Raw genomic sequence first — 15978 nt, forward strand, 5'->3', positions numbered from 1 at the left:
GGAAGAGAGGGATATCCATGAAAAAAGTATTGGTACTCGCAGAAACACGTGATGGCAATATTCGCAACGTTTCCTTTGAAGCATTGTCCGCAGCGCAGGCAATCGCAGCAGGTGGCGAAATCACCGCAGCGGTTTTTGGACCGGGCGCAGGCGCACATGCAGCTGCACTTGCCCATTATGGTGCCGCCAAAGTCGTGGTCGTGGAAAACGAAGCGCTCGCGCAATATACACCGGACAGCTATACACAAGCATTTTCCCAAGTTATCGGAACGGTTGAGCCAGATGCAATCGTTGTCGGCCATACATCGATCGGTCGCGACTTGGCGCCGCGCATCGCAGCGCGCCTCGGATACGGTCTCGTCTCCGATGTGACATCGATTGAAGGAGACGACGTGTTCGTCCGCCCGATTTATGCGGGAAAAGCGTTCCAAAAACGCAGCTTTGCCGATAACAAAGTGTTCATCACCGTTCGTCCGAACAATATTGCACTTGTTGCCCCAGATGCGTCCAAAACCGCGGAAACTGTGGCGCTTGACGTCGAGCTGAAAGATCTGCGCACGATCGTAAAAGAGGTTGTTCGCAAAACCAGCGGCAAAGTTGACTTGTCCGAAGCGAAGGTCATCATTTCCGGCGGTCGCGGAGTCAAGAGCAAAGACGGCTTCAAGCCGCTGGAGGAGCTCGCTGATGTTCTTGGTGCAGCAGTAGGCGCTTCGCGCGGCGCGTGCGATGCCGATTATTGCGATTACTCTTTGCAAATCGGCCAAACAGGCAAGGTGGTCACGCCTGACCTGTATATCGCGTGCGGGATCTCCGGCGCGATCCAGCACTTGGCTGGCATGTCCAACTCCAAAGTGATCGTGGCGATCAACAAAGATCCGGAAGCACCGATTTTCCAAGTAGCGGATTATGGGATCGTCGGCGATTTGTTTGAAGTCGTACCGCTTTTGACGGCAGAATTTAAAAAAGCGCTGCAATAATCGCATCGCAAGGAAAAACCCACTCCCTCCCGGGCAGTGGGTTTTACACCATATGGTAGCTTTGCACACCATATTCCTGTAGAGCGAGTAAGATGTCAGTGGCGTCGTTCCCTTCGATGAGAAGGGCGATGTTGCCTTCCCCGATCTTGCTCTCGCAGTTGCTGCACTGTTCGAGGGAAAAGCCATGCTGCTGTAAGGAATTCGCATAGCTTTCGGTTTCGTCGAACGGATCTTGGGTGCCTGCCGACTCGTTTAACATGGTGATAGACGAGATGGAGGTATCCAGAGCCAACTGCGAGACGAAATGCTGGGCGGCGCGTTCATCGGGAAAAAAGGTTACAAACGTTGGCACAGCAGGCATCCCCTTTCTACCCCTATATGTTTGTACAACATCGGACATAATATGTGTGTGGCGAAGTGCGACTGCACGTGGTCATCTTTGACAATGGATGGTATACTTTACATTGGAAAGAGTATTACCGAATTATAGGAGGTAGCTATAAATGGCAATCGTAAACGTTTCTGACCAATCTTTTGGCCAAGAAGTAGAACAATCCGGTACTGTACTGGTTGACTTTTGGGCACCTTGGTGCGGACCTTGCAAAATGATCGCACCTGTTTTGGAGCAAATCGACGGTGAAGTTGGTTCTCAAATGAAAATCGTCAAATTGAACGTTGACGATAACCCGGATACAGCAGGTCGTTTTGGCGTTATGTCCATCCCAACGCTGATCGTTTTCAAAGACGGACAGCCAGTGGACAAACTGGTTGGCTTCCAACCAAAAGAAGCGTTGATGGCAGCGCTTGGCAAACACCTGTAAGGGTATATCCCTTTGGAGCAAAAGCAGCAGCACCCTAACGAAGAGGTGCTGCTGTTTTGGCGTTTTTTACAAGGATATAATTCATACATAATATTCTGATTTGATGTGAAGATGTATCGGGAGGTCTACTGTGTCGTTTTTTCGCAATTTACCGATAAAGGTCAAGCTGATAATATTGGTTCTCTTTGCAGGCATTTTCATGACAGGCATAGGGATTGTAGGATATTTACACATGATAAACATGGCTTCGAATTCGGAAGAGATGTACAATCAAAATCTCATCCCGATCGGGTGGATTGAACAAATCCAGATTAATAATGAAACGTTAGCGGCCACGACACTGGAAATGATCGCGAACCATGATGAAGAGTTGGAAAACACGCTAAGCGGGCGGATCAAACGGCTGAAGCAAGAGAACGACGTGCGCTTCTCGATGTTTGAAAAATCGCAAATGGGTGAAAACATGCACAGTATGGTCGAGTCCTATAAAGCTGCGGTGGTAGCCTACCTGCCGGAAAATGACAAGCTATTGGAACTGGCGGCTGACAATAAGCAGCAGGAAGCCTACGAGCTGTACCGCAGTAAAGTGCAGCAGCTGCGAGCGCAGGTGAATGATAAACTCACCACACTGGCTGATTATGCGCGCACGACTGCCAAACGGCTGAATGAAGACACGCTGCAAAGCGTTGGGCAGGCGCAATTTGCGATGACTGCGGCGAATGTGATCGCGCTGCTTGGGCTTGCCGTCTTGGGCTGGCAAATTTCCCGAATGATTACACTTCCGCTTGGCCAGCTGCAAGGATGCATGGCACAAGCGGAACGCGGCGATTTGTCCGTCGTAGGTACCTACCGCTCGAAAGATGAGATTGGGCGTTTGACCAACAATTTCAATAGCATGGTAGGCGGGCTTCGCGAGCTGATCCGTGGTGTCAGCACCCATGCGATCAGTCTCTCCTCCTCAGCCGAGCAGCTGTCGGCAAGCACAGAGCAGACGTCGGAAGCGACCAATCAAATCGCCTCTTCAATCCAGGAAGTATCACATGGCGCTGATCTTCAGCTGCAATCAGTGGAAGAAGGCGTGCAGGCGATGGAAGAGATTGCGATCGGAATCGAACGGGTGGCGCAATCTGCTATCACGGCCGCCTATACGTCCAAAGAGGCAAATGCAGAAGCAGAGCTCGGCAATGAAACGATTCGCAAAGTGATGGAACAGATGCAGCGAATCCAAACCACTGTGGATCAATCTGCGGACATGACGCGCCAGCTGGGGGATAAATCACAACAAATCGGCCAGATTGTCGAGACGATTGCCGAGATTTCCGCCCAGACCAACCTGCTCGCACTCAATGCAGCGATTGAGGCGGCCCGCGCCGGCGAGCATGGCAGAGGTTTTTCCGTAGTGGCCGACGAGGTACGCAAGCTGGCGGAGCAATCGCAAGTGTCTGCGGATAGCATCGCGGGCTTGATTGACGTGATCCGCCACGAGATGAATAGTGCCGTGACGGCGATGGACAAAGGCTATGCCGAAGTGTCCGAGGGCATGTCGGTCGTCAAGGAAGCGGGAGCTGCTTTTGAAAAAATTACACAGCGGGTCGATCAAGTGGCGATGCAGATGGAAGAAGTTTCGTCCGCATCGGAACAAATGGCGGCCAGCACCCGCAAATTCGCGGATTCGGTCAATTATATTGAGCAAATTGCGCGCGGTTCGCTTACAAATGCCCATTCTGTGGCGGCTTCCTCACAGGAACAGCTGGCCGCAATGGAGGAAGTTGCCGCTTCCACTGAAAGTTTGAACCAAATGGCCCAAGAATTACACGAACTGACAAGCCGTTTCAAGGTGTAAGCTAGAGTGAAGGATAGAGGACAGAGCAGTACGCTGTTTTCTATCTTTTCTTTTTGGGAAAGCAGAACATCTGTTTTTTTGCTACTATAAGAGAAGAGAATTCTGCTCGAATGGAGGCTGAGATTTTGAGCAGCTTAAAGGATAAATTGGCGGTGCTGCCGGATAAACCCGGCTGTTACCTGATGAAGAATAAAAATGGTGAAATCATTTATGTCGGCAAGGCCAAGGTGCTGAAAAACCGCGTGCGCTCCTATTTTACCGGGAGCCACAACGGCAAGACCCAGCTCTTGGTCAGCGAAATTACCGATTTCGAATATATCGTGGTATCCTCGGCCATCGAGGCGCTTGTGCTGGAGTGCAATTTGATCAAGCAGTATGACCCGCGTTACAATGTCATGCTGAAGGACGACAAGACGTATCCGTACATCAAGATTACAAACGAAAAACAGCCCCGACTGGAGATTACCCGAAAGGTGCTAAAGGATAAAGCGCGCTATTTCGGCCCGTACCCGAATGCGGGAGCGGCGCAAGAGGTCAAAAAACTGCTGGACCGCCTGTATCCGCTGCGTAAGTGCAAGACCATGCCCAAACAAGTATGCTTGTACTATCACATGGGGCAATGTCTCGCTCCCTGTGTGTACGAAGTGGAGGATGCGGAAAACCAGCGCATTGTTGAGGAGATCGACCGATTCCTCGATGGCGGCCATGAAGCAATGAAGACCCAGCTGACCGAAAAGATGATGGAAGCAGCAGAGGCGATGGAATTTGAGCGGGCGAAGGAGCTGCGCGACCAGATCCGCAATATTGAGGCTGTGATGGAAAAGCAGAAGGTCACCTTTACCGATACAGTCGATCGCGACATCCTCGGCTTTGCCGTCGACAAAGGCTGGATGTGTGTGCAGGTGTTTTACATGCGCCAAGGAAAGATGATCGAGCGGCAGACGACCTCCTTTCCTTACTATGGCGAACCTACGGAAGATTTCATGTCGTATGTGACGCAATTTTATTATGACAAGCAGCAGGTTTTGCCCAGAGAGATTTTACTGCCACAAGAAAGCGAACCAGAGCTTTTGGCGGAATGGCTGGGCGTCAAAGTGCTGACGCCGAAGCGCGGCAAAAAAGTCGAGCTGGTGCAGATGGCTAGCGAAAATGCGCGCATCGCGCTTGAGGAAAAATTCGCTTTGATGTCCAAGGACGACGCCCGAACGATCCAGGCGATGCACAATCTCGGCCATGCGATGTCGATCGGCACGCCGCACCGGATCGAAGCCTTCGACAACTCCAATATCCAGGGTGCGGAGCCTGTTTCGGCGATGATCGTGTTCACCGATGGCCGCCCGGACAAAAAAGAGTACCGCAAGTACAAAATCCAGACCGTGCAAGGGCCGGACGATTACGGCTCCATGCGCGAGGTCATTCGCCGGCGATACAGCCGCATGCTGCGTGAAAATCAGCCGTTTCCTGATCTGATCGTCATCGATGGTGGGAAGGGGCAGATTCAGGCAGCGATGGACGTGCTCGAAAACGAGCTTGGCTTGTTTATTCCAGTCTGCGGTCTTGCTAAGGATGACAAACATAAGACGGCGATGCTCCTGTTTGGTGACCCGCCCGAGCCGGTTCCGCTCAAGCGGGACAGCAACGAGTTTTATTTGCTTCAGCGGATCCAAGACGAGGTGCACCGTTTTGCCATCACGTTCCACCGCGCATCCCGTTCCAAAACGATGCTGTCTTCCCAGCTGGATGAAATTCCGGGAATAGGCGAAAAGCGCCGCAAGCTTCTTTTCCAGCACTTTGGTTCGCTCAAGAAGATGAAGGAAGCGACGGTTGAAGATTTCCGTCAGCTCGGCATCGGGGACAAGATCGCTCGGGAGATCATCAGCCATTTGCGAAAAATGGTTTGAAAAAGCATTGCCAATTGAGTTGTTATTTGCTATACTCTCACTATTGTTTCACCAACTTCATAAGACCTCACTTTCCTTTGGAAGTTGAGGTAGAGGCGCGAAAACCATAAGTACCCTCCTACCAGATTGGGAATCGAAGACGGGAGCGGAAAAGGGGAATTCGCCGAAGTGCATGGTGCTGCCCAAGTGCCTTGTGCTGGGTCTGTGTTGAAGAAACACAGGACTGTCATCTGCCTGATCTACCCGTCAAGCAGATGGAGAGCTATCTCACGGGAGCCGAATGTTTTTTTCGGCTGCGTGTACAAGGGAAGGAGGAGCTACTATGTCTATTACAGGCATCGACAGGAGTTTCCTTGTCGATGCCTTTTTTGTACAGATAAGAATTTATAAAATTCTTATCCAGTATAAGTGCAACCGTGGCTCCGCCAAAAAGCATGGCGTAGCCAGGTTTTCTAACATAAAAAATCAAAGAGAAAACGTCGATTCGGAGTCGGCAAAAAAGAGAGAGCCTACTGATAAAAACACAAAGAGAAAAACAGACATAAGTGGAGTGGGGAGAGAATACAATGGGAATCGTTGTGCAAAAGTTCGGAGGGACTTCGGTCGGAACAATTGAACGGATCGGGCGTGTAGCCGATCGAATCATCTCCTACAAAGAAGCGGGGCACCAAATGGTCGTCGTTGTCTCCGCGATGGGCAAATCGACAGATGTATTGGTAGACATGGCGAAAGAGATCAGTGCCCACCCGGACGAACGGGAGATGGATATGCTTTTGTCTACGGGCGAGCAGGTCACTATCTCGCTGCTCTCGATGATGCTGGAGAAAAAAGGGCATCGGGCTGTATCGCTGACCGGCTGGCAAGCGGGCATTACCACGGAATCGGTACACGGCAAAGCTCGCATCAAGCATATCGACAACGAGCGAATGAAATCGGAACTTGCAGAGGGCAACATCGTGATCGTCGCGGGCTTCCAAGGTATTTCTGAGGAAGGCGAAATCACTACGCTGGGCCGTGGCGGTTCGGATACGACGGCTGTGGCGCTGGCAGCCAGCCTGAAAGCGGACAAATGCGAAATTTTCACGGACGTATCCGGCGTGTATACCGCTGATCCGCGTGTCGTTCCGGCAGCGCAGAAGCTTGACGTGATTTCGTATGACGAGATGCTGGAGCTGGCAAATTTGGGGGCGGGCGTACTGCATCCTCGTTCCGTCGAATGCGCGAAAAAATATGGAGTTTGCCTTGTTGTGCGCTCCAGCTTTACAGATGAAGAAGGTACTTACGTGCAGGAGGGAATAACATTGGAAACAGGTAGAGTCGTAAGTGGAGTCGCACATGATGAAGATGTGGCAAAAATTACGGTAGTAGGTATGCCAGCACAGGTCGGTACATTGTCCCGCTTGTTCAACACGCTTGCTACCCATCATGTGAATGTTGATATTATCATCCAAAGCTCCTATGACGCCAAAGCGAGCAACATTTCCTTCACCGTAGCAGGCTCCGATTTGACCCACGCCCTGCAAACGCTGGAAGTGAGCCGTGCAGACCTTGGCTTCGACAAAGTGGAATACGAAGAAGCGTTGACCAAAGTGTCGATCGTCGGCGCGGGTATGGTCAACAATCCAGGTGTAGCGGCTGAAATGTTCCGCGAGTTGGCTCAGCAAGAAATTTCCATTAAAATGGTGTCGACCTCGGACATTAAAGTTTCGTGCGTCATCGCGTCGGAGTACGCAGATCGTGCCGTTCGTGCGCTGCATTCGATTTTCCAGCTTGATGCACAGGAAGTGGCGGTCGTTCACGGAATATAGGGACAAATGAATAAATATTGACAGTCTCGCCCTTGCAAGCGTATGATTAATGCAAATTGAATCGTAACTCTTATCTAGAGTGGCGGAGGGACTGGCCCGATGAAGCCCGGCAACCCCGATTTTCGGAGAGGTGCTAATTCCAGCAAACGTTTTGCGCGTTTGGTAGATAAGAGAGGGTCGAACTCTAATGAGAACACCCCTCTTTTCGTAACGTGAAAAGAGGGGTTTTTTAATTGGTCATGCGCGGGCAGGGGAGTGAGCAATTTTGCAGAAAATTGTGATTGAAGAGTTGACACTTGAGTCAGGGGAAGTGCTCTGTCAGGTAGAGGTAGGGTACAAAACATATGGGAGCTTTGATCCGGAACGCAATAACGCGGTTCTGGTTTGTCATGCGCTTACCGGGGATATGTATGCGGTGGGCGACGAGGAGCGTGCAGGCTGGTGGGAAGGGCTGATCGGGCCAGGCATGCCGATTGATACGAACAACTATTTTGTCATCTGTAGCAACGTGTTGGGTGGCTGTTATGGCACCACTGGTCCTGCGAGCTGTTCGCCGTCCACGGGTAAACCGTACGGCTCCGCGTTTCCTGTCGTGACCGTCCGCGATATGGTGACAGCCCAATACCATTTGGTAAAGCAGCTCGGCGTCGAGCATCTGTATGCCGTCATCGGCGGGTCGATGGGCGGCATGCAGGTGTATGAATGGGCCGTAACTTATCCAGACATGATGGACATGGTCGTTCCCATAGCGACATGTTCGCGCTTGTCGGCTATCTCCATCGCCTACAATGACGTCGGGCGCCAGGCGATTTGTAATGATCCGGAATGGCAGGGCGGACACTACTATCCGGGCCCCGGGCCGAAAAACGGTCTTTCCACGGCACGGATGCTTGGGATGATCACCTACCGAACGGCAGAGCTGTTTGAGGAGCGGTTCGGGCGCAGCCTACAGGCGAAAGCGAGCCAGCATCTGCATGATACGACGTTTCAGATCGAAAGCTATTTGCGCTATCAGGGGGAAAAGCTGGTCGAGCGTTTTGACGCCAACAGCTACCTGTACCTACTAAAAGCGATGGATACGCACGACATCGGCAGAGGTCGCGATGGGATCGAAGAAGCGATCAAGCACATCCGGGCAAAAGTGGTCAGCATCGCCATCACCAATGACCTTTTGTATCCGATCGAGCATCAAGAAGAGATGGCGGAGCTGATGAAGAAAAACGGAATCGCTGTCGACTTTTACACAATCGATTCCAAGTACGGACATGACGGCTTCCTCGTCGAGTTTCAAAAAATGGCCCGCCTCGTTGCCCCTTATTTCGCCTAATAATAAGGAAGAAATGTCAGTGATTCCTTCCACTGGCTTTTCTTACGCGGGCAAGCAATAGTTCCCAGCCTCATTTATAGAGGGGAAACGGTGGCTCCGCTGATCGCTGGCGAAGCCCCTTTTTTTGTACAGATAAGAATTTAAAAAATTCTTATCCAGTATAAGTGCAACCGCGGCTCCGCCAAAAAGCATGGCGTAGCCAGGTTTTCTAAAAAGCAGGCTTAAGGAGTTCTTCTTTCTTCTATTGTAATGAGCGCATGTTCAGGGCGGCTGTCTTTTGCACAAACGACTAAAAACTGCCCATGAAGCGGGCAGGGATCATGCAAGCGGCTGAGCGCCCCGGCCACGATACCGCACTCCAGCGCGAGAGAGCGCGAAAGACGTTCTGTCGTATAGTACATGAATTGCGGATGGGAGAGCCGGTAGCCGGCGAATTTCTTTTCGAGCTTCACGGGTTCGAGCTTGCCGAGTCCCAGTTGGATGAAGGTCAAGACCAGATCGTCCTCGCTCTGGATATTCAGCTCCGTGCCAAGGTCCCGACCAAGCCAATACAGGATCGATGCCTCGCTCTCGCCGAGCAAGCGGGTAAACAATGTCTCCCGGAGCAGATGATAGCCTGTATAGGGCATGTTGGCCTGTTCCAGACGGGCAAGCAGAGGGGCGGGGATCAGCGAGCGCAGCGGGCTGGTTTCTGTACGCATGAGGCACTCTCTCCTTTGACTAGCAGTAGCATTACGCTATACTCTATGAATGAAAATGACGCCAAATGACCGAAAACTCTTAATCGACAAAAAAAACTATCATTCAATCTAAAAAAAGAATAAGTCTATTCACTGTCTTGACGCTCTTTGTGGACAGGAGTACAATGGTTTTGGTCACAGAATGTCTATACTTTTTTCTTATTAACGACATATTTTGACAAGGCTGCAATGAGAGCTGCTGCCTTTCGTGTAACTGCTGCGGGTATAATTACAGGTAGCAGTATGTGAAAGCGGGCACAATCTTTGTCGGCTGCCTCAGTATGTCTAACCCACTGTATTGCGGGCAAGGATAAGGAGAAGTCACTACATATCATTAAGGAGGGAACTTTGCATGGCGAACAGCCATCACTTTTTGAGTCGAAAGCTGCATTCATTACTTGGTTTGGTTCCAGTCGGTCTCTTTTTGCTGGTTCACTTGACTGTCAACTACCAAGCAACAAAAGGCGCTGAAGCATTTAACAGCGGGGTAGGATTTATGGAAAGCCTACCGTTCCTGATTGTTCTCGAATTTGTCTTTATCTACATTCCTTTGCTGTTCCACGCAATTTACGGTTTGTACATCGCGTTCCAAGCAAAGAACAACGTCGGTACTTTCAGCTATTTCCGCAACCAAATGTTCCTGTGGCAACGTATCACCGGGGTGATCACCCTGATCTTCCTGGCGTGGCACGTATTCCAAACCCGCATTCAATTCGCGCTTGGCAATGTTGAACTGAACTATGACATGATGGCAAACGTTCTGTCCAACCCAGGCTTCATGATTTTTTACATTATCGGTACGCTTGCTGCCGTATTCCACTTCTCCAACGGTATCTGGGCTTTCCTGGTTCACTGGGGAATAACAGTAGGTCCGCGTTCGCAACGCATCGCAACCTACGTCACTATGATCATTTTCGTAGTGGTTGGCTTTATCGGAGTGCGTGCAATCACAGCATTCATCCAGTAGGAAAAGGGGGAAAAAACCATGGCAAAGAGCAAATTAATCGTAGTTGGTGGTGGCCTTGCTGGTCTGATGGCAACCATTCGTGCAGCTGAAAAAGGTGTTCCTGTCGAACTGTTCTCCCTCGTTCCGGTGAAACGTTCTCACTCCGTCTGTGCGCAGGGCGGCATCAATGGTGCCGTCAACACAAAAGGGGAAGGCGACTCTACATGGATTCACTTTGACGACACTATTTATGGTGGAGACTTCTTGGCAAACCAACCGCCGGTAAAAGCGATGTGTGACGCTGCACCGGGGATCATTTACATGCTGGACCGCATGGGTGTTATGTTCAACCGTACCCCGGAAGGTCTTTTGGACTTCCGCCGTTTCGGGGGCACGCAGCATCACCGTACAGCATTTGCAGGTGCGACTACCGGTCAACAGCTGTTGTATGCGCTGGATGAGCAAGTTCGTCGTTACGAAGCAGAAGGTTTGGTTACCAAATATGAATACTGGGATTTCCTCGGAGCAGTTTTGGACGAATCCGGCGTTTGCCGCGGGATTACAGCGCAAAACCTGCGTTCCAGCGAAATCAAATCGTTCGCTGCTGACGCTGTCATCATGGCAACCGGTGGCCCTGGTATCGTATTCGGTAAAACAACCAACTCGATCATCAATACTGGTACTGCCGCTTCCGCGCTGTATCAACAAGGCGTTATTTATGCGAACGGCGAGTTCATCCAAATTCACCCGACCGCAATCCCAGGCGACGACAAGCTGCGCCTAATGTCCGAATCCGCTCGTGGTGAAGGTGGACGCGTGTGGACGTACAAAGACGGTAAGCCTTGGTACTTCCTTGAAGAAAAATATCCAGCATACGGAAACCTTGTTCCGCGTGACATCGCGACTCGTGAGATTTTCTCCGTGTGCGTAGACATGAAGCTGGGTATCAACGGCGAAAACATGGTGTACCTCGACCTGTCCCACAAAGATCCGAAAGAGCTGGATGTAAAACTGGGCGGTATCATTGAAATCTATGAAAAATTCGTTGGGGAAGACCCACGCAAAGTGCCAATGCGCATTTTCCCTGCGGTCCACTATTCGATGGGCGGCATGTGGGTTGACTACAACCAAATGACCAATATCCCTGGCTTGTTCGCTGCTGGTGAGTGCGACTTCTCGCAGCACGGTGCTAACCGTCTGGGTGCAAACTCCTTGTTGTCCGCGATCTTTGGCGGTATGGTAGCAGGTCCAAAAGCGATCGAGTACATGAACAGCTTGGAGAAATCCTCGAGCGACGTATCCAGCTCCGTATTCGACAGCTACACCAAAAAAGAGCAGGACAAATACGACAACATCATGAAAATGGACGGCAACGAAAACGCTTATGTTATCCACAAAGAGCTGGGTGACTGGATGACCGCTAACATGACGGTTGTTCGCTACAACGATCGCCTGCAAAAAACAGATGATAAAATTCAAGAGCTGATGGAACGCTACCAGCGTATCAACCTAAACGATACGCAAAAATGGAGCAATGCCGGTGCATCCTTCACGCGTCACCTGTGGAACATGCTTGCACTGTCCCGCGCTATGACCATCGGTGCTCTGAAGCGTGACGAAAGCCGTGGTGCTCACTACAAGCCTGAATTCCCAGATCGTAACGATGAGCAGTTCATGAAAACAACCATGGCGAAGTACAATGCGGAAACAACTGCACCTGAGATTTACTATGAAGATGTAGACGTCTCGCTGATCGAGCCTCGGAAGCGTGATTACTCTACATCCAAGAAGGGTGGTCATTAATCATGGCTGAAAAATTAGTTCACCTGATTATCACTCGTCAGGATACGCCTGACAGCACGCCATATACCGAAGAGTTCAAAATTCCTTATCGTCAAAACATGAACGTTATCTCTTGCTTGATGGAGATCCAACGTAACCCGGTTAACGCATCCGGTCAAAAAACCAAGCCGGTTATTTGGGAATCCAACTGCTTGGAGGAAGTGTGCGGCGCTTGCTCGATGGTCATCAACGGCAAGCCTCGCCAAGCTTGCTCCGCGCTGATCGACAAGCTGCAGCAGCCAGTTCGCGTTGCTCCAATGACGACGTTCAAAGTGCAGCGTGACCTGTCCGTAGACCGTACCCGCATGTTCGATGCGCTGAAACGCGTAAAAGCATGGGTACCGATCGACGGTACGCATGACCTGGGCCCAGGCCCTCGCATGCCTGAAGTTGAGCGTCAATGGGCATATGAACTGTCCAAATGCATGACGTGTGGCGTATGCTTGGAAGCATGCCCGAACGTAAACCAGAAGTCCGACTTCATCGGTCCGTTCGCGATCTCCCAAGTTCGTTTGTTCAATGAGCATCCAACTGGTTCCATGCACAAAGGCGAGCGTTTGGAAGCATTGCTGGAAAAAGGCGGTATCGCGGATTGCGGTAACTCGCAAAACTGCGTGCAGGCTTGCCCGAAAGGCATTCCACTCACCACTTCCATCGCTCACATGAACAAAGAAACAATCAAATACGCAGTGAAATCGTTCTTCTTCTCGTAAGAAGCGGTGTAGCTGAGTTTGCCCCCGCGATCGTCTGTCGTGGGGGCATTTTATTTTTCTAAAGTCTACGCGAGCCCCTGAGTTGACAGTAGATTTTGAAATGTATTACGGTGTACAGAAAGCATTAACCGGTTTATCGGGAGTCTTTGCAGCGGGGGGCACCTATGAATAAGGACATCATTTATGAGCATCTCAAGGTTTGCACGATTGAATTGGATTTTACGAATGAGGATTATAATAACGAACGACAATGGTTGGCTTGTACGAGCGGCCATATCGCAGAAACGCTGGGGAAAAAGCGAAACGCGGTGAGCCAAGCGCTAACGGAGCTGGTTCGAGGCGAATCAGTGCTCAAAATAAATACGCGCCCTGTTTATTTCTTCTGCAAAGAGACCGTGGAGCAAAAGCTTAACATGGCAATCGGTCAGCATGAATTTCAAAGCAAGGCGGAGTTTTTTGACTACCTGAGACATTCAAATCGTAGGACAAGCGATCCATTTGCTCGGATGATTGGCTACAACAATACCATTCACTATGAAATTGAGCAGTGCAAGGTCGCCGTCAACTATCCACCTAGCGGATTGCCCGTTTTGATTCACGGAGCGACTGGGGTCGGAAAGAGCTTGCTGGCACAGCTCATGTACGAGTATGCGCTTGATCGTGACCTCATCGACCGTTCAGCTCCTTTTATCGTCGTCAACTGCTCGGAATTCGCCAACAACCCGGAGCTTCTGACAGCCAATCTGTTTGGATACATGAAAGGTGCTTTTACGGGAGCGGCGGAAAATAAGACCGGCTTTATCGAAGAAGCCCATAATGGGTTTCTGTTTCTGGACGAAATCCATCGTCTTTCGCCTGAAGGGCAGGAAAAGCTTTTTTTGTTTATGGATAAAGGGGTATTCCGCAGGCTTGGTGAAACGCAGGGCTGGCGAAAAGCAAAAGTCAGGCTTGCGTTTGCAACGACGGAGCAATTGCAAGAAGTGTTAATTCAAACATTTCTGCGCCGCATTCCTATCATCGTGAAAATACCGTCTCTCAAGGAACGAAGCTTTCAGGAAAAGGTGGAGATCATATCGACCTTTTTCGCGCAAGAAAGCGGCACGATTAAGCGAACGTTGCTAATTCAAAAGCAAGTGATGAATCTGCTGGCGGGCACCGAATACGTCGGAAATATCGGAGAACTCCGAAATATTGTCAAGTACACCTGCGCCAATGCCTTTTATCAAGCGATCGGGAATCACGCACAAACGGCTGGAAGCAAGACGCTGTCGATCATGGTCAGCCATATTCCGGATGATTTTATTGAAAAAAGCAGCATAAGGGATAAGATGACTTCCAAAGATATCCCCTTCGATGACTTGGTGATTCAGGAGCAGCACCGTGAAAATGATGTCAGCTATGTTATCCAAGCGGAATCGATTTTGACCGAGATGCTCGATCAATTGAACGGAATCTATGATAATTTTGCTAAAGATATCCTAGAGCATGAAGAGTGCATTGCGGATGCCAATAAGGTGATCGATACGGCATTGGATCAAATTGTTGGGGAGATCAACAAGTCATTTTTGGGGTATATGAAGCGGTTTGCCTATATCCGCAAAGTGATGGATAGCCTTCTTCAGCTCGTCACGGAAAAATCGGGATGGAGCCTGTATTCGAACACGGCAAATGTTTTTTCCCATTACGTCTTTTTTCGTACACGAAAAGGTTATGACAACCAAAAGGGGCGAGCGAAAAAGGCAATTGATCTAATTGAACGGGTGAAAAACCTGTACGCCAAAGAGTACGAGGTCGCGGTAACGTTAACGGAGCTGATCAAAACACATATTGGCGTAGATTTGACACAAGAAGACATCGCTTTGTTTACCATCTATATCAAGGGAACGAATAAAAATCTCGACGTAAACCGGATTCGCGCGATCATCATCTCACACGGGCATTCTACGGCAAGCAGCATCGCCCATGTAGCGAACCGTCTATTGGGACAATATGTCTTTGAATCATTGGACATGCCGTTCGATACTAGCATCGAGCAGATCACAACCCAGCTTGTCGATTACGTGAAACAGGTAAATACGGGGAACGGAATCATCATCCTTGTCGACATGGGATCGCTGGAAGAGATTCATATGAGCCTGGATGGGCTCGTAGACGGCACGGTAGGCATCATCAATAATATCACCACCTATTTAGCCTTAAAGACCGGGAGCAAGATCTTGGGTGGGCTTGACGTGGATGAAATTGTGAAACAGGTTACGGAGGATTGCCAACCGCGTTATGCGTTGATGAAAAATGAACGGGAAAAGAAAAAAGCGATTGTAACGACATGCATGACGGGAATCGGTACCGCAGACAAAATAACCGATTTGCTGAAAAAAGCATTGGAGGACTACCCCGTCGATGTCGATATTTTCTCGTACGATTATTTGCGACTCAAAAATAACGGGAAGAACGATCGGATTTTTCAGCAGTATCAGGTCATGGGGATTATCGGAACGGCTGATCCGAAAGTGGATATCGTGCCGTTCATTGCCCTTGAAGACATCATGCTGGAAAAAAGCACGGAACAACTGGGAGTAATTTTTAAAGAGGTCGTTGCCGAGGAAGAGATCGGACAGATCAACAAAAAAATGATCAAGCTGTTCTCTTTACAGAGCGTGATCAACCATGTCACCATTTTGAATCCGGATAAAGTGATGAACTACATTGAGTTGGTCACCGATCAGCTGCAAGCAGAGCTGGGCATCGAGTTTGGCAATAGCACCAAAATCAGGCTGTTTGTCCATCTCAGCTGTTTGGTGGAACGGTTGGTCAAAAACGACTCCATCAACACGTATGAAAATCTGGAAGAGTTTGCACAGTGTCAAAAATTATTCATTTCAAACGTGAAAAAGTGCTTTAGTGTCATTGAGGACGTTTACAATGTAACGATTCCTGTGACAGAAATCGGCTATATCTTCGATATCATCAGCTTGGGGACAGATAAAATCCGGGTTTAAAAGCTATGCCAGGTAGGGATACACTACTTGGCATAGCTTTTGCTATTTTAATGGGGCAAGA

General features: G+C 49.8%; 12 protein-coding genes and 2 riboswitches. Of the genes, 10 read left to right on the plus strand and 2 right to left on the minus strand.

What is annotated here, in order from left to right; all coding sequences use genetic code 11:
• The first annotated feature begins 17 nt into the window (after positions 1-17).
• Positions 18-977, plus strand: coding sequence for an electron transfer flavoprotein subunit alpha/FixB family protein (locus EDM56_RS07625; protein WP_122917302.1), 960 nt, complete (start codon positions 18-20; stop codon positions 975-977).
• 43 nt (positions 978-1020) lie between these two features.
• On the opposite strand, the gene EDM56_RS07630 is transcribed toward EDM56_RS07625, so the two are convergent.
• Positions 1021-1329 (minus strand): hypothetical protein, encoded by a 309-nt coding sequence (locus EDM56_RS07630; protein WP_148040366.1) that lies wholly within the window; start codon positions 1327-1329, stop codon positions 1021-1023.
• Positions 1330-1480: 151 nt separating this feature from the next.
• On the opposite strand from EDM56_RS07630, the gene trxA reads away from it, so the two are divergent.
• From trxA to metX, 5 genes are all read left to right on the plus strand, one after another.
• Positions 1481-1798 carry a thioredoxin gene (gene trxA, locus EDM56_RS07635; RefSeq protein WP_122917304.1) on the plus strand — a complete coding sequence of 106 codons (318 nt, stop codon included), beginning with the start codon at positions 1481-1483 and terminating at the stop codon, positions 1796-1798.
• A gap of 130 nt (positions 1799-1928) precedes the next feature.
• Positions 1929-3641: a methyl-accepting chemotaxis protein gene (locus EDM56_RS07640; RefSeq protein ID WP_122917305.1), complete on the plus strand. Its 1713-nt coding sequence runs from the start codon at positions 1929-1931 to the stop codon at positions 3639-3641.
• A 122-nt stretch (positions 3642-3763) separates the two neighbouring features.
• Positions 3764-5542: an excinuclease ABC subunit UvrC gene (uvrC, locus tag EDM56_RS07645; RefSeq protein ID WP_221175970.1), complete on the plus strand. Its 1779-nt coding sequence runs from the start codon at positions 3764-3766 to the stop codon at positions 5540-5542.
• Between the two features lie 82 nt (positions 5543-5624).
• Positions 5625-5815, plus strand: a riboswitch (Lysine riboswitch).
• 293 nt (positions 5816-6108) lie between these two features.
• The gene (locus EDM56_RS07655) at positions 6109-7350 is read left to right on the plus strand and encodes an aspartate kinase (RefSeq protein ID WP_122917308.1); all 1242 of its coding nucleotides are present in this window, start codon (positions 6109-6111) and stop codon (positions 7348-7350) included.
• Positions 7351-7417: 67 nt separating this feature from the next.
• Positions 7418-7523, plus strand: a riboswitch (SAM riboswitch).
• A gap of 92 nt (positions 7524-7615) precedes the next feature.
• Positions 7616-8677, plus strand: coding sequence for a homoserine O-acetyltransferase MetX (metX, locus tag EDM56_RS07660; RefSeq protein WP_122917309.1), 1062 nt, complete (start codon positions 7616-7618; stop codon positions 8675-8677).
• 221 nt (positions 8678-8898) lie between these two features.
• Here metX and EDM56_RS07665 read toward each other — a convergent pair whose 3' ends face one another.
• Entirely contained in the window at positions 8899-9378 is a 480-nt protein-coding gene (locus EDM56_RS07665) for a DUF2507 domain-containing protein (RefSeq protein ID WP_122917310.1), read from the minus strand.
• Positions 9379-9769: 391 nt separating this feature from the next.
• On the opposite strand from EDM56_RS07665, the gene EDM56_RS07670 reads away from it, so the two are divergent.
• From EDM56_RS07670 to EDM56_RS07685, 4 genes are all read left to right on the plus strand, one after another.
• A complete protein-coding gene (locus tag EDM56_RS07670) occupies positions 9770-10384 on the plus strand; it encodes a succinate dehydrogenase cytochrome b558 subunit (RefSeq protein ID WP_122917311.1) in 615 nt (204 codons plus the stop codon).
• A gap of 18 nt (positions 10385-10402) precedes the next feature.
• Positions 10403-12166, plus strand: a complete 1764-nt coding sequence (gene sdhA, locus EDM56_RS07675) for a succinate dehydrogenase flavoprotein subunit (protein WP_122917312.1) — start codon at positions 10403-10405, stop codon at positions 12164-12166.
• Between the two features lie 2 nt (positions 12167-12168).
• Entirely contained in the window at positions 12169-12918 is a 750-nt protein-coding gene (gene sdhB, locus EDM56_RS07680) for a succinate dehydrogenase iron-sulfur subunit (RefSeq protein WP_122917313.1), read from the plus strand.
• A 164-nt stretch (positions 12919-13082) separates the two neighbouring features.
• Positions 13083-15917 (plus strand): sigma 54-interacting transcriptional regulator, encoded by a 2835-nt coding sequence (locus EDM56_RS07685; RefSeq protein ID WP_122917314.1) that lies wholly within the window; start codon positions 13083-13085, stop codon positions 15915-15917.
• The last annotated feature ends 61 nt before the right edge of the window (positions 15918-15978 follow it).

The sequence above is a fragment of the Brevibacillus fluminis genome, from assembly GCF_003710825.1.
Taxonomy (GTDB): domain Bacteria; phylum Bacillota; class Bacilli; order Brevibacillales; family Brevibacillaceae; genus Brevibacillus_D; species Brevibacillus_D fluminis.